The 21,956-nt window shown below is 43.2% G+C and carries 24 protein-coding genes, 1 pseudogene and 1 CRISPR repeat array (1 of these 26 only partly in view); of the genes and pseudogenes, 12 read left to right on the plus strand and 13 right to left on the minus strand.

The features are described from left to right. A CRISPR array of direct repeats spans positions 1 to 832; the repeat unit is 36 nt; unit sequence CCCTACCGATTGGGTTAAATCGGATTAGTTGGAAAC; it begins 381 nt to the left of the window's first position. Positions 833 to 1,192: 360 nt separating this feature from the next. After that, positions 1,193 to 2,269: a putative CRISPR-associated protein gene (locus DP117_RS03010; RefSeq protein WP_169216854.1), complete on the plus strand. Its 1,077-nt coding sequence runs from the start codon at positions 1,193 to 1,195 to the stop codon at positions 2,267 to 2,269. 10 nt (positions 2,270 to 2,279) lie between these two features. On the opposite strand, the gene DP117_RS03015 is transcribed toward DP117_RS03010, so the two are convergent. Next, positions 2,280 to 2,801 carry a hypothetical protein gene (locus tag DP117_RS03015; protein ID WP_211175887.1) on the minus strand — a complete coding sequence of 174 codons (522 nt, stop codon included), beginning with the start codon at positions 2,799 to 2,801 and terminating at the stop codon, positions 2,280 to 2,282. Between the two features lie 53 nt (positions 2,802 to 2,854). Continuing rightward, positions 2,855 to 3,508 carry a phycobiliprotein lyase gene (locus tag DP117_RS03020; RefSeq protein ID WP_169216895.1) on the minus strand — a complete coding sequence of 218 codons (654 nt, stop codon included), beginning with the start codon at positions 3,506 to 3,508 and terminating at the stop codon, positions 2,855 to 2,857. Positions 3,509 to 3,829: 321 nt separating this feature from the next. On the opposite strand from DP117_RS03020, the gene DP117_RS03025 reads away from it, so the two are divergent. The 5 genes from DP117_RS03025 to DP117_RS03045 all read left to right on the plus strand — a co-directional run bounded on the left by DP117_RS03025 (position 3,830) and on the right by DP117_RS03045 (position 7,639). Then, on the plus strand, positions 3,830 to 4,006 hold the full coding sequence (locus tag DP117_RS03025; protein ID WP_248277500.1) for an NblA/ycf18 family protein: 177 nt from the start codon (positions 3,830 to 3,832) through the stop codon (positions 4,004 to 4,006). 232 nt (positions 4,007 to 4,238) lie between these two features. Beyond that, positions 4,239 to 4,793, plus strand: coding sequence for a C-phycoerythrin subunit beta (cpeB, locus tag DP117_RS03030; RefSeq protein WP_169216856.1), 555 nt, complete (start codon positions 4,239 to 4,241; stop codon positions 4,791 to 4,793). 73 nt (positions 4,794 to 4,866) lie between these two features. Next, positions 4,867 to 5,361 carry a bleomycin hydrolase gene (locus DP117_RS03035; RefSeq protein WP_169216857.1) on the plus strand — a complete coding sequence of 165 codons (495 nt, stop codon included), beginning with the start codon at positions 4,867 to 4,869 and terminating at the stop codon, positions 5,359 to 5,361. A 377-nt stretch (positions 5,362 to 5,738) separates the two neighbouring features. Then, a complete protein-coding gene (locus tag DP117_RS03040; protein ID WP_169216858.1) occupies positions 5,739 to 7,016 on the plus strand; it encodes a HEAT repeat domain-containing protein in 1,278 nt (425 codons plus the stop codon). A gap of 11 nt (positions 7,017 to 7,027) precedes the next feature. Further along, positions 7,028 to 7,639: a HEAT repeat domain-containing protein gene (locus tag DP117_RS03045; RefSeq protein ID WP_169216859.1), complete on the plus strand. Its 612-nt coding sequence runs from the start codon at positions 7,028 to 7,030 to the stop codon at positions 7,637 to 7,639. Between the two features lie 144 nt (positions 7,640 to 7,783). Here the strand turns inward: DP117_RS03045 and DP117_RS03050 are convergent, their stop codons facing one another. Both DP117_RS03050 and DP117_RS03055 read right to left on the minus strand, forming a co-directional pair. Beyond that, the gene (locus tag DP117_RS03050) at positions 7,784 to 8,050 is read right to left on the minus strand and encodes a Uma2 family endonuclease (protein WP_339381300.1); all 267 of its coding nucleotides are present in this window, start codon (positions 8,048 to 8,050) and stop codon (positions 7,784 to 7,786) included. 114 nt (positions 8,051 to 8,164) lie between these two features. After that, a pseudogene (locus DP117_RS03055) lies at positions 8,165 to 8,570 on the minus strand (transposase); the annotation flags it as partial. Positions 8,571 to 8,595: 25 nt separating this feature from the next. Here DP117_RS03055 and DP117_RS03060 point away from each other — a divergent pair. Both DP117_RS03060 and DP117_RS03065 read left to right on the plus strand, forming a co-directional pair. Continuing rightward, complete coding sequence (locus DP117_RS03060; RefSeq protein ID WP_248277501.1) at positions 8,596 to 8,772, plus strand: nitroreductase family protein; 177 nt, start codon at positions 8,596 to 8,598, stop codon at positions 8,770 to 8,772. Positions 8,773 to 9,281: 509 nt separating this feature from the next. Beyond that, a complete protein-coding gene (locus tag DP117_RS03065) occupies positions 9,282 to 9,851 on the plus strand; it encodes a cupin domain-containing protein (protein ID WP_169216860.1) in 570 nt (189 codons plus the stop codon). A 252-nt stretch (positions 9,852 to 10,103) separates the two neighbouring features. On the opposite strand, the gene DP117_RS03070 is transcribed toward DP117_RS03065, so the two are convergent. The 8 genes from DP117_RS03070 to DP117_RS03105 all read right to left on the minus strand — a co-directional run bounded on the left by DP117_RS03070 (position 10,104) and on the right by DP117_RS03105 (position 17,462). After that, positions 10,104 to 10,454, minus strand: coding sequence for a CpeR family transcriptional regulator (locus DP117_RS03070; RefSeq protein ID WP_248277502.1), 351 nt, complete (start codon positions 10,452 to 10,454; stop codon positions 10,104 to 10,106). Between the two features lie 12 nt (positions 10,455 to 10,466). After that, positions 10,467 to 11,072, minus strand: coding sequence for a chromophore lyase CpcT/CpeT (locus tag DP117_RS03075; protein ID WP_169216861.1), 606 nt, complete (start codon positions 11,070 to 11,072; stop codon positions 10,467 to 10,469). An 81-nt stretch (positions 11,073 to 11,153) separates the two neighbouring features. Next, entirely contained in the window at positions 11,154 to 11,729 is a 576-nt protein-coding gene (locus DP117_RS03080; RefSeq protein WP_248277503.1) for a phycobiliprotein lyase, read from the minus strand. A 221-nt stretch (positions 11,730 to 11,950) separates the two neighbouring features. After that, positions 11,951 to 12,715, minus strand: a complete 765-nt coding sequence (locus tag DP117_RS03085; protein WP_169216862.1) for a phycobilisome rod-core linker polypeptide — start codon at positions 12,713 to 12,715, stop codon at positions 11,951 to 11,953. 423 nt (positions 12,716 to 13,138) lie between these two features. Continuing rightward, positions 13,139 to 13,894, minus strand: a complete 756-nt coding sequence (locus tag DP117_RS03090; protein ID WP_169216863.1) for a phycobilisome rod-core linker polypeptide — start codon at positions 13,892 to 13,894, stop codon at positions 13,139 to 13,141. A 273-nt stretch (positions 13,895 to 14,167) separates the two neighbouring features. Beyond that, the gene (locus DP117_RS03095) at positions 14,168 to 15,016 is read right to left on the minus strand and encodes a phycobilisome linker polypeptide (protein ID WP_169216864.1); all 849 of its coding nucleotides are present in this window, start codon (positions 15,014 to 15,016) and stop codon (positions 14,168 to 14,170) included. 662 nt (positions 15,017 to 15,678) lie between these two features. Further along, positions 15,679 to 16,239, minus strand: a complete 561-nt coding sequence (locus DP117_RS03100) for a phycobiliprotein lyase (protein ID WP_169216865.1) — start codon at positions 16,237 to 16,239, stop codon at positions 15,679 to 15,681. 212 nt (positions 16,240 to 16,451) lie between these two features. Next, positions 16,452 to 17,462 carry a multicopper oxidase domain-containing protein gene (locus DP117_RS03105; RefSeq protein ID WP_169216866.1) on the minus strand — a complete coding sequence of 337 codons (1,011 nt, stop codon included), beginning with the start codon at positions 17,460 to 17,462 and terminating at the stop codon, positions 16,452 to 16,454. A gap of 488 nt (positions 17,463 to 17,950) precedes the next feature. On the opposite strand from DP117_RS03105, the gene DP117_RS03110 reads away from it, so the two are divergent. The 4 genes from DP117_RS03110 (at position 17,951) to DP117_RS03125 (ending at position 20,803) form a co-directional block, all read left to right on the plus strand. Further along, a complete protein-coding gene (locus DP117_RS03110) occupies positions 17,951 to 18,715 on the plus strand; it encodes an energy-coupling factor ABC transporter permease (RefSeq protein ID WP_248277504.1) in 765 nt (254 codons plus the stop codon). A 117-nt stretch (positions 18,716 to 18,832) separates the two neighbouring features. Next, positions 18,833 to 19,147, plus strand: a complete 315-nt coding sequence (locus DP117_RS03115) for an energy-coupling factor ABC transporter substrate-binding protein (RefSeq protein WP_169216867.1) — start codon at positions 18,833 to 18,835, stop codon at positions 19,145 to 19,147. Continuing rightward, positions 19,131 to 19,928: a cobalt ECF transporter T component CbiQ gene (gene cbiQ / locus DP117_RS03120; protein ID WP_169216868.1), complete on the plus strand. Its 798-nt coding sequence runs from the start codon at positions 19,131 to 19,133 to the stop codon at positions 19,926 to 19,928. The genes DP117_RS03115 and cbiQ overlap by 17 nt, the downstream gene beginning before the upstream one ends. 44 nt (positions 19,929 to 19,972) lie before the next feature. Continuing rightward, a complete protein-coding gene (locus DP117_RS03125) occupies positions 19,973 to 20,803 on the plus strand; it encodes an ABC transporter ATP-binding protein (protein ID WP_169216869.1) in 831 nt (276 codons plus the stop codon). 128 nt (positions 20,804 to 20,931) lie between these two features. Here DP117_RS03125 and DP117_RS03130 read toward each other — a convergent pair whose 3' ends face one another. Further along, positions 20,932 to 21,681, minus strand: a complete 750-nt coding sequence (locus DP117_RS03130) for a globin family protein (RefSeq protein WP_169216870.1) — start codon at positions 21,679 to 21,681, stop codon at positions 20,932 to 20,934. Positions 21,682 to 21,956: the final 275 nt, after the last annotated feature.

Genomic DNA, 21,956 nt, shown 5'->3' on the forward strand with positions numbered 1-21,956 from the left:
TTAAATCGGATTAGTTGGAAACCTACAGCTGCTACATGTGCTGCTAAGTCTGCGGCAACCCTACCGATTGGGTTAAATCGGATTAGTTGGAAACGGCAGTAGTAGGGACAACGATTAAGCCAACAATCACTAAACCCCTACCGATTGGGTTAAATCGGATTAGTTGGAAACCTAAGTTCTCCTTCTTTAAAATTGCTCGTATTTTGACCCTACCGATTGGGTTAAATCGGATTAGTTGGAAACGCTTATTAAAGCAAATGCTCAAGACGATAACTCTACAGGTATCCCTACCGATTGGGTTAAATCGGATTAGTTGGAAACCTTAGGAGCTGTCGTCCTCTCCATATACCAGGCGTCCCTACCGATTGGGTTAAATCGGATTAGTTGGAAACGCTTGAGTGTCGCGATCAAGATTTTTGAACCAGTCCCTACCGATTGGGTTAAATCGGATTAGTTGGAAACCTCTCTGTTAGATGAAGGAGTAGGTTGAGGTTGATTTTGAGACCCTACCGATTGGGTTAAATCGGATTAGTTGGAAACTTTTTACTAGACAAATGCCATAAGTGATCTGACCTAGCCCTACCGATTGGGTTAAATCGGATTAGTTGGAAACAATTGAGTTCACTTGTCTAATTTTGGTAATTTTATACCCTACCGATTGGGTTAAATCGGATTAGTTGGAAACTTTTTCAGCAGCATCGGCGGCGGCGGAAAAAGAAATAGCCCCTACCGATTGGGTTAAATCGGATTAGTTGGAAACTTTATAGAGCCTCCTGTTACTTCTTGGCATTTAACTCCCTACCGATTGGGTTAAATCGGATTAGTTGGAAACCAGATGAAACTGAAACAAAACCAACACAAAAAACTAGAACCCCGATTTCTTTAAGAAGTCGGGGTTCTGAATACAAGAGTGACTGATTCTTGAGATTGGGTGAAGAGTTGGACAGATAAGGTTTGAAGAAAGCTGCTTTCTCATTGTTGACTAATTTTTGCTCAAGATGAGCGATCGCACTTAATCTGAAAAATTAACCGTATAAAATAGTACTGTTTAAGACAGATGAGTGCATCTGTTACATCGGTAGATGGGAGAACCTAACCCCTGGCCCTGTCTGTGCAGCTTCAGATGCTAAACCTCTGCTAGTTCAGAAGAGGTGGAATTGAGAGATATTATCAACTTGATAGGAGTAAAAGTATGCGAACAATTATCACAACAACAGGAACATCTTTATTGAGCAATGCTGCTCGTGAACTGAAAAAGCGTCAAAACGAGGTAACTGATGAGGAATTACGCTTTGTTTGGAAACAAGTAGGAGCAGAAGCTGCTTCAGCAGAAACGAATTCTCTACTGAAAATTGCTCACTGTGATGATGAAATTGTGTTGTTGTATACGACTACGCCAGAAGGGGAAAAGTGTGCCAAAGAAATCCAGAGATACTTGCAAAATCAAAATTGGTCAAAAGTTCGGAGCAGAAAGTTGCCTTTAGAACAAAATGAGGCTCAATTTGAGCGTCATGGCTTACGAGAGTTGGTTAATATTCTCATAGATGAAATTAACGAGGCGGAGCGACAACATCGGGAAGTCATCATCAATGCTACTGGCGGCTTCAAAGCAGAAATTGCCTACACGACTATGGTCGGAATGATTTTTCAAGTGCCAGTAAAATATATTTACCAATATTTTCAGCAACCTATTACTTTTCCAGCTTTACCTGTTAGTTGGAATATAGATTTATTGCTGGAGTATGAAAGCTTTTTTGCATGGCTGGATGAAGAACCGCGAAAACAATCTGAAGTCGAACAACGTCTCAAAGTTATTTCAGAACCAGAGCGCGATCGCGTTTGGCAACTTCTTCTACCTCCTGATTTAGAAGAGTATGTATTTCTCTCTCCCGCAGGTGAGATTCTCTGGAAGCGAGTTCATCAACAACGACAAATAGGAGAATTGTTGGCACAACCTAATGCTTCTTCGGTTTCTCCTGCTGATAAAATCTCTAGCTCACTTGATGAAGTTAAGCATCATTATCCTAAAGGGACATTAGCATTTGCTCAAAAACTAGCTGAACTTGAACCAGTGGAAGAAATTATTGCTGGACATTTTGAAAATACCACAATGCGACGAGTCAAAAAAGTTGATGATGATGGCTCTATTCGCGTTCTGTGGGCAGATAATAACAAAGCCGTTAACATCACAATTCGCACCACAGCACGTGGACAGGCTCAGACTTTGAGATTTTGTGATCTCTACATCCGTCCCCAACTCAATTCTTAATTCAATAGATCTAGCCAAGCTTCATTCTTGGTAGTTCACAGATTCCCGTCTCTCCTCTCCAAAATGCCAGGGGGTCTACGATTGAAGGATAAGGAGGCCAGCGACGTAAGCTGAACGCGTCCATTTTCTCTGGTGGTGTTTCTAGTCCTAACCCCAGACAAAGATGAGAGAGAACGGCTGCAAAATCCTGACCATGACCGGGACTGCCCAAATAAGCATGAACGTATTCATGGGCAACAATGCTCAACCAATTCTTAGGATTAACCCGACCTGCATCAATGAGGATTGTGATTGGGCTTGTCGAAATATTACATAAACCATCTAGCCCAAATTTTTGAGCCAGGGGAACCGCAAAAATTCTGATGGCGGGGCGCATTTTAGGATAAAAACATTCGTGGCAATCTTCCAGACAGCATCGAAGAGCTTGATTCACCACATCAATGTTTTCACCAATCCATGTGCAGATAATCGTGCTATCGCGTAAGTTCTCTATCACATCTACCATCGCTGGAGCTAACACAAAGCCTTGCATCACCCGCAGATACTCAACTCCACGGGTGTATGCGTCATTTGTGTGACTATCAATCACCAACCTAACAAGGAGAAATATTGTCTGGAGATGTCTTGTCGGGCTTGAAGGATTTCTTGAGCTTGGGTGGGGGTGACATCCGAGATGACAGCATCTCCTGGCTTGACTTCTGGATGACTCAATGAATCTGTCCCAATGCGGGTTTCAGTGCAGAATGATGCTGTGCTGAATCCGCCGAAGCGCTTCACAGTACTGGTTCGCATTCGCAAATCGGGACTCCCAAACCAGAAGCGTTCTATTGAACTCATGGTGTCATATTCGGTAATCAGAACCAATCCATCATCATCATCCATATGGTACTGACCGACAACTGGTACGATTTCGCCATAGCCTCTATCACGGAGTAACCGACCTTTGCGGGGATTATCTGCATCTGGTACTAGGGCAAACACAGTTTTGCCCTCATGATTCTCGCCTTCTTGATCCCAGCCCATTGAGCCTCCCCAGCTGACGCTGCAACCCCCAACCGCCAGATTTGCATCAATGGAGTGGAATTCGCACAAAGCAATCACTTCTGGATCATCTGCTGCCAGAGTATCTACTTTGATTTGAGATTCACCAACTTCAGATCGTTTGAAGGCGAGGTGATGGGTTGTGCGCTGCGATCGCCAACAGCCAGCACTTTGTTGAAAAAACTCCATTGCGTCCATTAATAAGTCCAAGCCTCCAGACTGATGTTCTTACTCCAACTCACTCAGTAATTTGGGGTAGGTGTAGAAATTTTAGATAACCTACTGCACTCCATTTTTTATGATAAAGCTTCTACTGCATCAGTTCATGTTCATTGCCGACCTAAGAACAATTTACAAAGTAGACACTCTGTCAAGATTTTGTTATATTAAGTAACAAGAATACAATATTCTAAATATTTAGAGAAACTCGCTGCCAAAAGTGTCATTTTACACCATGGCAGTTCAAGCTTGAACTTTATTGGCTCTTTCATATGTCATTCGTCGATTGAGGGCACATTTATGATGGAAATTCCTTTAGCACTTAGCTTGGAGCAAGAATTCAGCCTGAAAACATATGAGCAACAGGTTAAAGGGTTGAATCAGGATCAGGCTCAAGGACTGTTGTTGGAAGTCCTGCGGCAATTAATGATTAAAGAAAATGTGATTAAACACCTGATCGCCCAGATTGAATCGTGATCATCCAGGTGGAGTCGGTATTTCAACGAACAGATTCCAGGCGTCGAAACTCTCCAGATTTCAAGCCCCTAGCAAACTTTCTGACGCTAGGGGCTTGAAATTGTTACAGATTGTTGCTTTGTTTCTCATAACTGAGACGGTTGTATACATCTTCTTTTATCTTCATAAATGTCTTGTCCAAAGATGTGTTGTCTAGGGCAAGGTTAAGAACATAGAAGATAAGGAGAGTTCAATGCTCGACGCATTTTCCAGAGCCGTTGTTGCGGCAGATGCAAAAACTGGCACTCTAAGCTCAGGCGAAATTAGTGCGCTTCGCTCCTTTGTTTCTGAAGGTAACAAGCGTCTTGATGCTGTGAACGCGATTGCTAGCAACGCTAGCTGTATCGTTTCTGATGCGATCGCTGGGATGATTTGTGAAAACCAAGGCTTGATCCAAGCTGGTGGTAACTGCTACCCCAACCGCCGCATGGCTGCTTGTCTGCGCGATGGTGAAATCGTCCTGCGTTATGTCACCTACGCTTTGTTGGCTGGTGATGCTTCTGTTCTCGATGATCGTTGCTTGAATGGTTTGAAAGAAACCTATGCAGCTCTGGGCGTACCCACCACCTCCACAGTACGTGCAGTTCAAATCATGAAAGCTAGCTCATTGGCTCACATCAACGACACCAATACAGAAGCTAATGGTGGTAAGAAATTCCGCAAAATGGGAGCTATTCAAGGTGACTGCTCTGCTTTAACAGCTGAAGCTGCTAGCTACTTTGATCGTGTTATTGCTGCTCTGAGCTAAACAACAGCCGAAGCAATTAGCGCTCTTGAATTGAAATAAACGGTTAAATATCTATTTCTGGAGATATCAAAACATGAAATCAGTTGTTACGACAGTCATCGCAGCTGCTGATGCTGCTGGTCGTTTCCCCAGCACCTCTGACTTAGAATCCTTTCAAGGTAGCATCCAACGTGCTAGCGCTCGTCTAGAAGCTGCTGAAAAGCTCAGTGGTAATCTCGACAACGTAGCTAAAGAAGCTTACGATGCTTGCATCAAAAAGTATCCTTACCTGAACAATGATGGTGAAGCTAACAGCACTCAAGTCAAAAAAGACAAGTGCCTGCGCGACATCAAACACTACATGCGCCTAGTTCAGTACAGCTTGGTAGTTGGCGGTACTGGTCCATTGGATGAGTGGGGTATTGCTGGTGGTCGTGAAGTTTATCGTGCTTTAGATCTGCCTACCGCTCCTTACGTTGAAGCATTGAGATTTGCTCGTAACCGTGGTTGCGCTCCTCGCGATATGTCCGCTCAAGCTTTGGTTGAATACAACTCTCTGCTCGACTATGTTATCAACTCCCTCTCATAGGTGAGTTCATAATCTCTGCTGATTGGACTTAGGTTCGTCAGTCCTGGGGATTCTTAATCTAGTGCTTTGCCAAAAGAGGTTAAGTATTGGTTTGAGAATCCCCAGGTTTATGTTTTTCATGAGTTATCAGTCATCAGTTATCAGTGAGTAAGGGCGCGCATGAGGCGGGTTTCCCACGCCCAGGCGACTGGCGGAACGCGCAGCGAGACCGGAGGTCTTCCCCGGAGGGTGAACAAGCTTACCCTCCGGGTATGCGCAAAGCGTGCCCTCTGGGCATACGCCAGATGCTTACGGAGGGAGATCCCCCTGCAGCAGGTTGTCGTCACCGATAATTGATAACTGGTAACTGGTAATTGTTAACTGTTAACTGGTAACTTATGGATAAGCGCTTTTCCAACCTTTTTGGATTAACCGAAGAAGAGGCTATTGCGCTCTTGGATACGCCTCTAGACCAGTTGGCGGAGGATGACTCTCGCTACGTGGCTGCTTCCGAGTTGGTAAACTTCCCGACAGAGCGCTCTATCAACGCGCTGATGAGGGCGGTACAGAACACTGACCCCTCCCTAGATAACCGCATCGTGCGACGGAAATCAGTGGAATCGCTGGGGAAGTTGCAAGCACAGCAAGCCTTAAGCGTCATCCGTACATGTCTTGCAGATGAAGACTGTTATCTAGTTGAAAATACGGTATGGGCTATTGGTGAGATTGGCACCCAAGACTCAGACATACTCGAAGAAATCGCTCAATTGCTCGAAAAACCAGGGCAAACCTATCGGGTGATTATTCATACTCTGGCAAATTTAGATTATCAGCCAGCACTGGAACGCATCCGCAAATTTGTAGATAGCAATGACAAACCTACAGCAAGTGCAGCAATTTCTGCCGTTTGTCGCTTTACTGGGGACTACACGACTATCGATCAGGTGATAGCGCTACTCCAACACCCGAATGTTTATGCGCGTCGGTTGTGCATCCAAGATTTGATTGACTCACGGTATTACGATGCGATTCCTCAAATAGCCCAATGTCCTGTATCACTTGTCTTTCGGCTGCGCGGGATTCGTTTATTGGCAGAAGCTGGTATTCCAGCCGGAGCGATAACTTTTACAGAGATTCAACCGTCACTAGAGCAGGTGATTTTTGACCATCCAAAATCATTGAGGTTAGTACACGCTTACGACGAGACTCCAACAGTAGAATTCCTGATTCGGGAACTGTATGACACCGATTTTGGGCGTTGTTATCTGGCAACTCAGACCTTACTAGAAGCATATCCTGAAAGTGCAGGTGAAGCTCTTATGGCAACTTATACTGCTCACGCTCACAACGACTATGGGGCGCATTACCATGTGATGAAACTCTTGGGATGGCTAAAGTATGCTCCAGGCTATGATTTGCTTGTTGAAGCGTTGCACAATCGCGAACCTCAGTTTCAAAAATCTCGCGCAGGGGCGGCGATCGCTCTAGGTGAATTCGGCGATCCTAGTGCTATTCCCCTTTTGAAAGCTGTTCTGGAGACGAAAATCTGGGATTTGAAGTATGCTGCATTAATGGCTTTAGAAAAACTCGGCGATACCACTGCTCATGCAATTGTGGCAAATGACAACAACTGGTTAATTCGAGCCAAAGCAACTCACACTCCTGCATCCTTATAACGATAAAACCCATGACAGTAGATTCGCTATTTGAACAACTCAAACATCCCAATCCCAACCTACGGGAACGAGCAATGCTACAGTTGACAGAAAACCGCGATGAAAATACGATTCCTCGCCTGATGAGCATTCTTAATGACGAAGATGTCGTCTATCGTCGAGCAGCAGTCAAGGCATTGGGGATGATTGGTGTAGATAGTGTACCACCTTTGGTAGAATCGTTACTTAACAGCGACAATGTGACTGTGCGGGGTAGCTGTGCGAAGGCTTTAGCACAAATTGCAGTTAACTATCCAGACGTTCCTTTTCCAAGCGAAGGTTTGGAAGGATTGCAAATTGCAATCAATGACTCCAATCCGGTGGTTCATATTGCTGCTGTAATGGCATTGGGTGAGGTTGGTTCGCCTGCTTTTGATATCTTGGCCCAGGCGCTGAAAACGACAGATAATGTAGCGGTGGCGGTGTCAGTCGTCAACGCACTCGCTTCAACTGGAGATGAACGAGCAATAGAAGTCCTCAAAGCTTTGACAACTGATGATTCTGCTGATTCTTATGTACGGGAGTCGGCGTTGAGTGCGTTATCTCGTTTGGAGCAAGTGATTAATTTGAATGCTCGGCGATAGCTAGCCCCTTAGGGGGCCGGAGCGCTCCGCTTGTCTTACTTTGCAAAGCGCTTTGCGCATGAGCGTTCGGCAGATCGCTATCAAGTTGAAATAAACAAAGGATGTTTGGAAACTCACTTTTAAAGATCAGCGCTAAACACTTGCTCAGGAGCGATCTGCCGAAGGCAGCAGCGAAGCTATCGCCAATTCGGGAAAAGTCCGTGATATAACTCTTTGGCTATTGGTAAACACTGTTTCTTCATACAGCCCTTCTTCTAACAACAATACTGAAATCTTCGCTTCCATTGGGTCTACAATCCAATATTCAGGGACTTCCAGTGCTGCGTATTCAGAGCGTTTGTAGCGATAATCCCGTTTTATCAACTCCAGACTGACGACTTCTACAATCAACAGCGGTGGTGACTGACACATTCATCAATTCTGCTATATAAAACCTAGACAAGTCTAGACATTTACTTCTTTCTTCATAGGGAGCATGGGAGCGGTTATCCCGCGCTAACGCGCCGCTGCGCTAACAGAAAGCATTCACGCCTTAGCCCTTCGCGATACGCCAGGTGCTACCCTGCGGGAAGGCGTTCCGCCTACAACGCGCTTAACACAAGCGGAGCACTGGCTCAAATTGATTGCAGCGTTTAAATCTCTGTCCATTATGTGTCCGCAATGTTCACATGAATAAACACGTTCACTCAGCGACAGGAATTCTTTCTTGCAACCGCAATTACTACAGGTTTTAGAAGACGGATACCATCTATCTGCTAAAACTAACTTGCTTCCAAACTTCTTGCATTTGTATTCAAGCTGCCGCTTAAATTCATAGAATCCGCAATCAGATATGGATTTCGCAAGATCCATGATTTTGCATCATACCCGAAATATTCAAGTCTTCAATTACTATCACGGCGTGGTTTTTGCATAAGTAATTGGTGACTTCAAAATTGAGCGAACGTACAGTTAATATGTTTGATCGAGATCAAACTATCAAAGACCGGCACTCAACACGCAAATTCTTATCTCAACCAGTGCCACGGGCTTTGCTTTATGAAGCCCTCGCTGTAGCGCAGTGTGCGCCGTCGAATTCAAATATTCAGCCGTGGCGGATGGTGTTTGCTCAAGGCGTCCGCCGAGATCGTTAATGACTGAAAATAATGGCAAAACTTTTTCTGAGTAAAGATTATGAGGAGTGCGATTGCGCGGAGCGCACAGCCGGTTGGGCAATCACGGAACTTGTGAGAAATACAGGTTCGTACAACTCTGATTTAGTTGCGTAATTTACTGTGTTGAGTGTTAGACAAGGCTCAAAAGCCCAAAAATAGTATGATATATATAATATATGATGCGTAAGTGCTAGCACTTACGCATCGATTCGGGCACTCCACTGCCAGATAGTCCAATGAATAGAACGATGATATGTCTGAAAGGGCGATGTGTTAACCATCGACCACTCTGATTAGTGAGGCTATTGAACATCAACGTTTTACCTAACCCAAGTTGCTAGTTATCAAAAAGCGCCCCTTTTTAAGTACAAAGCTTTAGCTTTTTGTAACTCGCAATACTTGAAAACCAAGTTTTTGTATCTTTAAGATACTGTTTAGGGGTACTAACTAGCAACTTGCGTTACCTATCTAAAAAAGGAGATACAGATATGACAAATGCGAGTACAGGTCCCAAGAATGTGAATGGGGGTGTAGATCCCTCATGCCCCTACCTGTTTCATCTTGAGGCTTTAACTCCGAGTACATTTGACGGAGGAGATCTACGGGGTGCAAACGGAGACAATTGGCCTGCTCTTGCAGATCAAAAGGGAGCCACCTATTTAATCCGCCTCAAACCTGGCGGCATTCGGGAACCCCATTGGCATCCGAGTGCGTGGGAGTTGAACTACGTGGTATCTGGGAAGGCTAAGTGGGCGATTCAAGGGCTTCAACAGGAGCATTATACCTTTGAAGCCGATCAGGGCGATATTGTGTTCGCTGCTCAAGGCTTATTTCACTACTTTGAAAATGCCAGCGATGATGAAGACCTGGTTGTCCTGGTTCTGTTTAACAGTAGTCTGCCAGAGCCACGCAACGACATCGGTATTGTCAACTCACTTAGCCTCATGCCAAACGATGTTATGGCGGCGGTGTTTGGTGTTTCTGCCGATTTCTTCAGCAACCTACCGAAGATTGAGAAGCCTGTGACGATTGTCAAGAAACGCTCATCTCAGTCCTAATGCTATTAGCAGCTACTCAGGATGCTACCTCCACGTTTGCTGGAGTCACTCGAACCGCATTTGTAACAAGTTAAGGAACTTCCAAAGAAAAAAATATCCAACTGCTTTTTGTGGAGGCAGACGTCTCGCCTGCCTCTGGATAAGGGCGGGCAAGATGCCAACCCCACAAGATGGATAATTTATTTATTTATCCATAACAAAAGAACCCACTTGTTACCTCTGACCGCTTGCGGCTATATATCATATATTTTCTTAAACACGTTCATCAAATCTTGTCCGAAAACCACCGTATTTCAGCCAGTATTGCTTTAAGGTATGATGAGGTGTATGTAAACTTGCTTTCGCCCGATAAAGAATCACCTGACGATGATCACCCATCCAGATTTTGCCAATGGGTTCAATGGATAACAACGCTCCTCCCAGCGCTGCAATACACTCTGAAAATCGTTCCACCGCACTATAATCAACCGATTCAAAAACAAAAAAATTTCCGCAACAGATCAGATGTCGGCTCCGGATCCAGCATTGCATCTTTTTTTGAGCTTCCGGTGGTAACATCCCTATTTTTACCCCAGCTGCAGTTTGCTCACCTAATGCGTTCATAAAACAGTTGCTTCAAAGACGATCAACAGGAAGTTCATTTGCAAAACTTTCACGCTTCTCAAACTGCAACGCCCCAAAGGTAGAACCCCAGACTTGTTGATGGGTATTAACATTCATACCTTTATCAAGGCTAACCCACGTTGTTTCCGTAACCTCCACATCACTGATCAGATAGGTTAAACATCCCTTTCGCTCGATCAGGCATTTGTTTCCTGGCTCTACACTACCTCGAAACATTTCGCCTTCTCGTTTAAAAATCATAGAGCAGTGATATCGTCGTTCGATGCAATCGGGTGTGATTGTTCTAAGAATACTTAATTCCCGTGCTGCTCCTGCATAGAGCAATGGATCGTCAAGACCGTAATTTTCAATATAAATTTGTTCTCCTTGATCAACTAATCGATGCACTCCCTGACGATAGGGGCTCCATAAGTCGTGATCATAAACTTGTTCTGAGTAAAAACCAATCGCGTTGAAAAATTCAAAAGGTAAGGGACGAAAAAAGATATGGATATGAGCAAATTGCTGAGGGTTCTGGTAGGATTGCTTGTAATTACTGAAATCACCTGCCATCCATTGAGCCAGCGTTATGAAATCATTGGCTTTTACTGAAGTCATGATCGTGCGTTGTGAGGTCAGTTATGAATTGTCAGTTACCAGTATCAGTTATAATTGATAAATATTAACTCGCTTACTGAACTATTTAGACAGCGAACGAATTTCTGAGGCAAAGGAAGCAGTCACCACTCCACTTCCACCACTCGTTTTGATGAGTGATACCCGAAATCGTAAGTTTGGATTGGCAAACCAGATTTTTTCCTCAGCCGCCGCCCGATCATATGTCGTCAGCAGCACAAATGTCCCGTCTTCTGTTATGTGATAGTCACCAGCAGCGGCTACGGTTTCAGCGTATCCCTGATCTCTGAGTAATTTGCCCTGATTGGGGACATTAGGATCGGGAACTGGTACCAAGATACTACTCCCTTTAATCTCTGCGTTTTCATCCCAATCCGATTGTCCTTCCCAAGTCATCCGAAAAGGAGATACTATCTGGGTTGTGTCAATTTTGTAGGATTTACAAAGGTCGATAACAGCAGAATCATCCGGCGAGAGGGTGACGATATCAATGACTGATTGTACAGCTTCAAAGTGGCTAAATGCCAAATGATGAGCACTGCGCTGCGATCGCCAACGTCCAATTGAAAGCTCAACAAACTGCGTAATATCCATCGGTTTCATGCAATAAATTGTTTTCGCAACAGAAGAACCACTCATTTTTTGGCTGTTTGTTTGCCACCTTGCTGCCGATTCTGAAACGTTGTGTGACTAATGACGATTGTGATTTATCAAATCAAGAGGGAAGAACTGACATTTGGGGTGAAGGACAAGAGCCAAAAGCCATATCAATCAGCGAACAGTTACCAGTCAAAAGTTATCGTCTTGGTAGCTCTGTTTACTGGTTAGTGTTGACTCATAGCTCTTGTCCGGATTATTATTTAAGCAACTTCAGTAATACTGAGGATTTTGCCGCCAGTCTTTTGGATGTTCTGAATCTTCTGTGACATTTGGTTGTAGCCAACTTCAAAAGTGACTTTGCCCTGATTCATACGGGGATTAAAGCTACCCTTGGAAACAGTAATCCGAAAACGCTTGCCAGTGTTGCTGTAAGCTCCAGAGCCAACTGCTGGGAATTTGATTTTTGTTGGGAGGTTACCCGCCACATCGCTAATCAATTTTGCCTTTTTGCCAGCAGCATCATAGGCTGCGAATCCCCGGTCTAAAGCAAAGGTACGATTAAAGGTGACATTTTTGATGCCAGTTTGAGTCCGATTACCACGTGAGTAAGGAACGAGGTTTTCGCCAAAACTCTGGATATACTCATCACTGTCAATGTAGGAGTTGATCTCGGCTTCGTAGCCCTGCTGATTGTAAGTTTGGACGTGTTCCGAAATTTCAGCTTGGTCAAGCGGAGGACGTCCCAGCAGATGCTTGAAGTTCAATTCAATGAAACGGTAGGAAGATGAAGTCTCAAAAAACAATGAGCGGTAGAGTTCGGATTGAGCAACAGCTCTGACAAATCCTCTGACGGTAATGTCGCCATTGCGTAGCAAGGATTCTGCACTGCTGAGGCGTTGGCTTTCCATGATGTGGGCATTGCCCAGCACTTGCCGATAGACAGATCGAATGATGATCTGTAGTTCATCTTCTGAGGTATTGGCGCGTAGTTCAACGGATTCTGCATCTGCAATCCAAAGTGCCATGAGAATTCCTCCTAAAAAGAGTTTTTATTGTTGAGTTTGATACAGTTGAGCAATCGCTGGGAGTGATTTAATCGTCGAAAGGAAAAATGACTTAAAAGCTGATTGGATAGGTTCGAGGTTAATTTTGAGTATTTACAGCAAATGACTAACCTGAGTCCTTTGTAAGGAAACGGCTCCATGAGTCATTGCACGGCGTCATCTAAAATTTTAATCCTTTGAGCGATCGCCTTTGAAGACAATTTTTGATTTCTAAAAGGCGATCGCCCAAGCCGCGTACCCTACTGCCCAAAGTCACAAAGCGACTTTGCCCGGTTTCTCTGGAACGCTTAAGCCTGTTCTTGTGTAAACAAGCTTGGCACAACAAGGGCGATCGCTCTGTTGAATTGCAAAGGACATGCCTATGCAATTTTTAAAGATTAAAGTCTAGACAATCTCAGTGATACTGACAATCTTACCACCGGTGCGGTTAATCCGCTGAATTTGAGGGGTCATCCGGTCACCAGGAACAATGTATTCGGTGGTGCTGAACCGGCGCGGACTATCAAACTTGGAACCCCGCACTAAAATCTTAAATTTCTTTTTGTTCGCTTCACCTGAACCACCAAGGCTAACATCTGCTGGTTTTATCTTGTTCGGGCTGTTGGTAGCCACTGCATAAACCAGTTGAGATGACTTAACCGCGCTACTGATTTGAGAAGGACCACGATCTAAAGCGAATGTCCGGTTGTATGTAACCTGACTCCGACCAACTTGTGTTTGCACTCCGCGATTGTAGGGTACAACATTTTCGCCAAATGCTGACTGGTACTCTTCGCTATCGATGTAGGAGTCAATCTCAGCGTCGTATCCCTTTTCCACACAACGAACAATGTGTTCAGAAATTTCTGCTTGAGATTGGGGTGGACGACCGAGGAAGTGTTTAAAATTTAGCTCGATAAAACGGTACGGAGCACACTGTTCAAAATAGCGGGAGCGATAAAAATCAGACTTGCCAACTGCGCGGACAAACTCCCGTACAGTGATGCTACCATCTTTTAGTTGTGATTCTGCTGACGCCAGACGCTCACTTTCCATCACATGAGGGTTGCCTAAAACCTGCTTATAAACAGCCCGAATGACTGCTTGCACATCCTCCAGAGTGCGAGTGGGCCAGAGTTCTATTGGTGTTATTGTTGCCATAATTTACGTGAATACTCCTAATACTTTGCTCAGAATTCAAAACTCAGTTCATAGCTATGAGTCAAACCTATGCCTACGGCACCGCTACGACGTTTACACAGTCTGTTTGCTACGTGCCCTGCTGGCATAGGACTCATGAGTGTATCCTTTGAACACGCCAAGGGTGTGTACTTTGCACTGTCGCCTGGGCGTGGGAAACTCTCGCAACAGCGCTGCTTCACAACAGCACTATCTGCTCAATGCACCAGATCACGGCTCATTGCTAATTCTTTTTTATACAGGTGTGATACTAGCGATCACACCACCCTGTTTATGAATTCGTTGATACTCTTCCGAAAGTTTCTCGAACGGCACCAAATAAACTTGATTGCTACGGCGGAACTTAGAAACCCGATTCACGGCATTTGAACGGTAGCCAGTGACTTCGATGCGGTAAACTTTACCTTCTTCAGTTGCCCCAACACCAAGACGAACACGCGCACCTACTGGTGGGTTACGGAAGGTGCTTCCTGGCGGAACGACTGCGGTTGGCGTTGCATTAATGACTAATGAGTTGAGTTTTGGTGTCTTACCTGCCAAATCTGCTTTGAGAGAACTAGTGGAAGCACCTCGCACTAACTGGAAGGTATGGGTAAAACCAATCATATGGCTCAATGCTTCGGTCTTGTAACCTCTGATGTAAGGCACCAAGTTTTCACCGAAGGTGTTTTGATATTCGTCACTGTCAAGGTAGGAGTCAATTTCAGCTTCAAAGTCACCTGCATCCAGAATGGCACTATGAGCTTTCATTTCATCGTAGCTGTTGGGGGCGCGACCGAGCAAATGCCGGAAGTTTAGCTCGATAAAACGATAGCGAGGGCAGTCACCAAAGCGGGAGAAGTAGAGATCGGACTTTGCTACAGCCCGGACGAACTCACGAACACTGAGTTCACCACGTTTAAATTGTGACTCTGGCACTGTTAGCCGCTCACTTTCCATGACGTATGCATTACCCAGCACTTGCCTGTAGACGGCTTGGATGAGGGTTTCTGCTTCTGCGTCAGAACGACCGGGAACCCACTCCTGTGGAGGGGTTTCGTCAAATAAGCTAACTCCTAAGCGTGACGCTGGTCCAAAAGGCATTAAGCTCATCTCCTGATTAACGACGTAAGCTGAGAGCGATTGTCTCAAAAGATTAAGTAAATTTTGAATTGCTTTTTCAAGCAACAAATTTTAGAGTTTAGAGTTTTTATTGACTCCAAGAGCTAGAAAAACTGAGTTTTTTAACCCTTTACCAAGGTTTGACACCTTGCACAACCTCAATCTTCATATAACGTTGTAACCAAAAATATTAAGAATCATGGAGTTTTATTGTGTAGATTAGTTACATCAGTTTGACATCACTCATACATCACTGTGATGCAGTCAATCGCTTTTGTTTAAAGCTGCGATAGCGACAACAGTCCAGATTTAGTTTTTCAAACTGGACTATCCTGGCATCTAGAACTCTAGTCACCAGGTAAGCATTCGCAATATATAAAAATTAACGTTTCTTTATTAACTTGTAAAGATTATGAGAAACTTAACAGTTATCAGTTATCAGTTTGAAGAAGTATTCAGTATTGCTGAATCCAGAATTCAGAATAGAAGAATCAATTAACTCTTTTATTCTGACCGGAGGCTCTGCGGTGAAGCAGCGCTCTTGGTAGGGTTTCCCGACAACAGGCGACTGTGAACCCGAAGGGCTGGTGGCTCCGCTCCTGACTCCTGACTCCTGACTCCTGACTTGTGTACTGTGTACTGTTTTAAGCATGAGTTTTTTGTTCAACTCCAAAACCCACGAGTACGACATCTTGTAGAGATTGTCCTGTGGGAGGACGGTGATAGTTAAGAATCCGGCGGATGCGGAGATTTGGGTTAATCAGCGTGATCGAGTCCACTGACACAACACGGGTGTAGGTTGTGGTCATGAGCAATTCTCGCTTTTGTGGGTCAAAGCAAAATTTAGCGATCATCGGTCGGGCTTCTTCGTAGGCGCGATCGCGCAGATAGTCGCCTTGCAAAATCAGGGAGTCAGGTTGCTCGTAGACAAACAGCATATTCAGTGCATGGGCAGCTTTCTCGCCTTTTTCGGACACGGTTTCAAAAGCAAGATGATATCCTGGTAGACTATCTAAAAGTGGCGGAGTCGCATACCCGTTATCAGACAAAACCTTTGCTTTGATTTGTGAGGTGATTGGTTGGATGACAAATTCTGTGTGTGATCGCTCTACTTCTTGCTCGCTCAAGTAATGGTAGGTACGTTCCGTGGTCCAGTTACCGACACACGCTTCAAAAAACTGTTGGAACTGCTGGATAGAATCCATCTCAACCAAATCTCCAGAGTGCTTTTGCTACAGTATAACTTGACGCTGAAGCCAAGTGGGTAACACCGATCTGTACTGCTCGGCATTACTCACTTTGATGAGTTATCTATTCGGGTAGTCATCTAAAATTAACTACAAAATAGAATTGCAAAAAACTATTGTCCCATTGAATAACAAATAGTAGATGAATTGGATAACCATTAAGTCTGATGTTACGTCATCTTTTGATTGCTTTGAGCTATGACATCAAATTGACCCATACATCCATTTTCGGCGATCGCATCCTGATGAGGATGAAACATATACTTACCTGGATAGCGAAAGGCAAATTCTAAGATGTGTCGTTCGGCTGTCCCCATTGTAATCACATCAGTTTCAAAAGACGGTTTGGTTGTCATTCCTGTGGGATAAACCTTAAAAAAGTTGGCGTGTAGGTGAAAGGTGACTGCTGGGTCGTATTCAATGATATTCAGGACGTACAGTCGAATCAACTGATTTTGATAAATGCGGATAGGATTATCTATGTAGTAGTCGGGCAGACCGTTGAAGGCATAATGTTCATTACGACTGTCATCATTCACGTCATACCCAGCCATGATAAGTACGATCTCATCTGCTGGAGGACGTGGAGTGGGGGGATCGATGATAAACATTCCATATAGCCCCTTTGCAACATGACGAGTAACTGGTTCAATGTGACAGTGGTACAAATGAACGCCATAAGGTTCCGCGTCAAATTCATAGATCGTTGCTGCACCGTGGCGAACTGGACGAATACCATCCATCTCTGAGGGGTGAACGCCATGAAAATGTAGAGAGTGGGAATGTCCCGCCTGGTTGAAGAACAAAACCCGCACGCGATCGCCTTGTTTTGCCCTAAGTGTTGGTCCTGGTATCCGACCATTTAAATCCCAAATGTTGAAAGAAACAGCACTATTAAGCCGAATCGCAGAAGTACCAGCAGTTAATCGAAATTCTCGAATGACACGTCCATTTTCTCGCTTTACCGTACCATAGTCAAATTCTCGTACCATCTTGGAGGGGGTTGCTAAATCAGCAGTTGTCTGCATCTCCATTGGTGGCACTTTTACCCGTGACTGGCTTCGAGAATTCAGTATTTGCCATAATGCCGCACCAGCCACACCAGTACCTGCTAAGCCCAACATCAACAGATTACGGCGGCTCCATAGTCTTTCTTGCTCTAAAACAGAATGGTTAGGCATGATTGTATAAATAACTAGTAAATAACTAGCGGCAATATGAAATTGCTGATAACGTTGCTAATTTTTCGATTATTTCCTGATGGAATACTAAAACAATTAATAATAATTGTCAATATTCTTCAAAATGCTTATCTGTGTGATAATGATTATCAATAAAAAAAGCCTAATTTTTTTAACGTTATCAACTCGCGATTCCAATTCTAAAAAAGGTCTCGTGAAAGAATTTTAACTTTTTCTTTCTTGCGTACCGTAGTCACATGGATATTATTGTTTTAAAAACAACAAAAAATCAACCAAAAATATATGATGCGTATTTCTTAGTAGCTGAAGGCAAAATGGTAGCTAAGACCTTTTTGCTATAGGATATCTCCGTATGCTTAACTACAAAAACGGGAACCTTCGCTCAGAAGGATATTTCTAAAGTCAAGACGCCCACCGATTTACACTAAAAGCTTGAGCATCTGCAGGTCGTTATTGTGTTAAAAATTATGCCTAAGTCAAAAGTCATATCAAGGTTAGTGAGTCTCATCTTGATGGCAATGGTGAGTTTTTACTTGATTGTGTGCTTACCGAAACCAGCGTACGCCATGCACATTATGGAAGGTTTTTTACCACCTAGCTGGGCAGTTTTTTGGTGGATTGTCGGATTACCGTTTTTCATTTTAGGATTGCGATCGCTCACTCGCATCACCAAAGCCAATCCTGAACTAAAATTACTTCTAGCATTAGCAGGAGCCTTTACTTTTGTGCTGTCAGCATTGAAAATGCCTTCAGTCACAGGTAGTTCTTCGCATCCAACAGGCACAGGATTAGGAGCAGTGCTATTTGGACCTTTAGCTATGTCAGTGCTAGGTAGTTTGGTATTGCTATTTCAAGCACTACTATTAGCGCATGGCGGGTTAACAACACTAGGGGCAAATGCATTTTCGATGGCAATTGTAGGACCATTTGTTGCCTTCTGGCTATACCGCTTGATTATGCAAAGTGGCAAGCAAAGGTTAGCGATATTTCTAGCATCTGCTGTTGCAGATTTGACAACCTATCTTGTGACTTCTGTGCAATTGGCTCTTGCTTTTCCCGCAGCCACGGGTGGTTTTATGGCATCATTTATTAAATTTGCGGGAATTTTTGCTGTCACACAAGTACCATTAGCAATTAGTGAAGGGTTGTTGACAGTTTTAGTTTGGAATTGGCTTTCTAACTATGGTCATCAAGAATTAGAAATGTTAAATATTATGAAAACCAAGAGCTAATAAATGGTAGAAAGTAGTGAGAGATTAATTGAGTTATCTTTTTTGCTAATTAACAACTAACTGTTAATTGATATCTTACACATGACGAGTCAATCATTCATGCTGATATGAAATATCATGACTAAGCAAAATCAAAAATGGAATAACTGGCTGTTGTTGTTAGCAGTAGTCCTATTAACTGTCAGTCCACTTCTGCTAATCAAAGGTGCAGAATTTGGTGGTGCAGATGGTCAAGCTGAAGAGGAAATCAAAAAAATACAGCCTCAATATGAACCTTGGTTTAAATCATTAATTGAGTTGCCCAGTGGAGAAGTTGAAAGCCTCATGTTTAGTGTGCAAGCAGCAATAGGTGCTGGTGTGATTGGCTATGTTATTGGATTATATAAGGGGCGTTCTGAACAAAGCAAAAAACAAAATGAAAATTCAGATTGATACCTTAGCTTACACAAATCGCTTACGTTGGTTACCGCCAGAACAAAAATTGCTGTTTGCAACTGCTTTGCTACTCATTACTGCCTTTGCTCATCCTTTCGTTCAAGTTTTGATTGCAGTTTGGATAAGCGTTTGGACTGTTATTTATGCAGGGATTCCTGCTAAAACTTATCTGAAATTAGTTTATTTTGCTACTCTATTTTGGTTAACGAGTTTACCTGCTTTAGTCATGAATGGAGTAGATTTTTCTCATATACATTTAGTGCCAAATGATTCAGTCGCTGGGTTGAGTTTTGGCTCTTATTATGTATACATCAGTCACAAAGGTATTGAGCAGGGATTGACTATTTTAACGCGAGCGCTCGCCTCTTTATCCTGCCTATACTTTATCATGCTAACTATTCCCTTTTCAGAACTTTTGCAAATCTTGCGTCGCATAGGAGTTCCAGTACTTTTAACAGAACTTTTATTGCTGATGTACCGCTTTATTTTTGTCTTTTTAAATACCACAGCCGAGTTATGGACAGCTCAACAATCTCGTGGTGGCTATCGAACTTTTAGAACTGGAATGAAAAGTTTAGCACTGTTGATTGGACAATTACTAAAGCGAACAATAGAAAATTATCGTCAAGTCTCCTTAAGTTTAGCAGCACGAGGTTTTAATGGAGAATTGCGGGTTTGGCATCCGCATCGCTATCAAACATCAAAGCGCTACGCTATAGAAGCGATAGTTGGATGTGCAGTGTTAATAGGATTGGAATGGAACAGCTTGCTTTCGTAGCCTCACAAATTTCAGCCTGTAGGCATCTATAGAATGGTGACAATATGCAGGAATGGTTACTCGAATTTGAGCAGGTACATTATACCTACCCAGGTGGACAACAGTCGGCTTTAAATGGTCTGACTTTACGAATCCCTGCTCAGAAAAGATGTGCATTAATTGGTCAAAACGGGTGTGGTAAAACCACATTATTTTTGTTAGCTAATGGTCTATATAAACCTCATAAAGGAAGAATATCATGGCAGGGTAAGCCACTGCAATATAACCGTGACTACCTCATGAAGTTACGGCAAAAAGTCGGATTGATTTTTCAAGATCCAGAACAACAACTTGTCGCCTCTACTGTTGAAGAAGATATTTCTTACGGCTTGTGTAATTTGGGGTTACCAGAAGTAGAAATTCAACAGCGAGTCGAGCAGGCTTTGGTAGAATTTGGATTAACTGAACTTGCTCAAAGACCAGTCCATCATCTTAGTTTGGGACAAAAAAAACGAGTTTCAATAGCAGATGTGATGGTGCTAAAACCAGAACTATTATTGCTAGATGAACCCACTGCTTATTTGGATAGACTACACACGCGTAACTTAATGGCAACTCTGAAAAAGATTCATGCATCTGGAACAACAATCTTGATGGCAACTCATGATCTCGATTTAGTCTATCGCTGGGCAGATTGGATATTAGTCATGGATAGAGGAAGACTTTTGTTAGAAGGAAAGCCACAAGATGTGTTTACTCAACGTACACTTTTAGAAGAGTTACAGTTAGGAGTCCCACTGATATACGAAATGTTATTTGCTGACGGAGTTGCTGAAGAAGGACCTGTTTTAGAACGGTTACGACAACGAATATTGAATTTGTTTCGTTATTTTTAGTGCTCAAAATCAGAATCTGAACACCAAAGTAGACTGTGCTTACACTCTGTGCTTACGCAAATGTGCACCATACGAAACAATAACAAGTAAAAATCTTGAATTTTCAGATTTTTAAAAATGTTGGTTATTCATTCTTTTGGAGTCATAATTTCTTGTCGTTCCTTGACCAAACTGAAACCATATATCAGCCCAACGCCCAATACACTAGTAATTGTAACGATAATCAATAATAACTTCAAGTTCAATTTATTAGATGTAGTAACAGAAGTTGGTGTTGCAACAGAATTCATCGTGTTTGGGTTGGTAGTCGGTTGCGATACATTCTCTACATTGTAGATATCCTCATTATTCTTGTCTTCATCATTATTAAAGCTAGACGTAGTCACAGAAGGTTCTATCGAGTCAAATTCTATTGTTTCTGGGTTGATACTTATTCTTCTGAATTCATTCTCCAATTCAGGATTTTCTTCATAAGACTTTGCCCCTTCTTGCATGAGCTTCACTATCTCTGCATAAGCATCTGTCCACACCTGTTTCACTTCTGGAGTCCAGTGTGTTCCTAAATATTCTTCAAAGGTTTTTAACAGCATCTCACCTACCATTGGATACTGTTCTAGCGTGACACCATACCTTACATGTCTTGCTCCTAAATCCCTTAGTATAGTTGCTAAGTAAGCAAGGTTACGCTCATTGTAAATTGCCAATACCAAAGTTTGTATTAACTTCTCGTTCTGCTGCTCCATATTGGTGTTGGCAAATAAGGGCATCAGATCGGGATATTGATTAAACAGATTGTAATAGAATCTAGATGCAAATTTTGTTGCGTGCGGTCTAATGAGTGCAAAACTTTCTTGCAGAATCTTGAAATTCAAAGACATGGCTTAAACCTTGTAAATATTCAGATGTGATGAACACACCTTTGTAAATAGTTATACTGTGGGTTTATGGTAGATGACCTTTGTTCTCATCTGTAAGTTTTTACGGATACGCTGCGCCGTTAGCTCTAAATGCTTCTTCAGTTATAATTTTATTGGATAAAGCTGGATAAATCGTCCAAGCCTTTTACTGTTTTATCGTTTCAACGGGTGATGAGGGTATCTTTAACCCTCCAAGACCACTCAGTTCACGTCACTAGCTGCGACGTGAACGCCGC

It is taken from the genome of Brasilonema sp. UFV-L1, assembly GCF_012912105.1.
Lineage (GTDB): Bacteria > Cyanobacteriota > Cyanobacteriia > Cyanobacteriales > Nostocaceae > Brasilonema.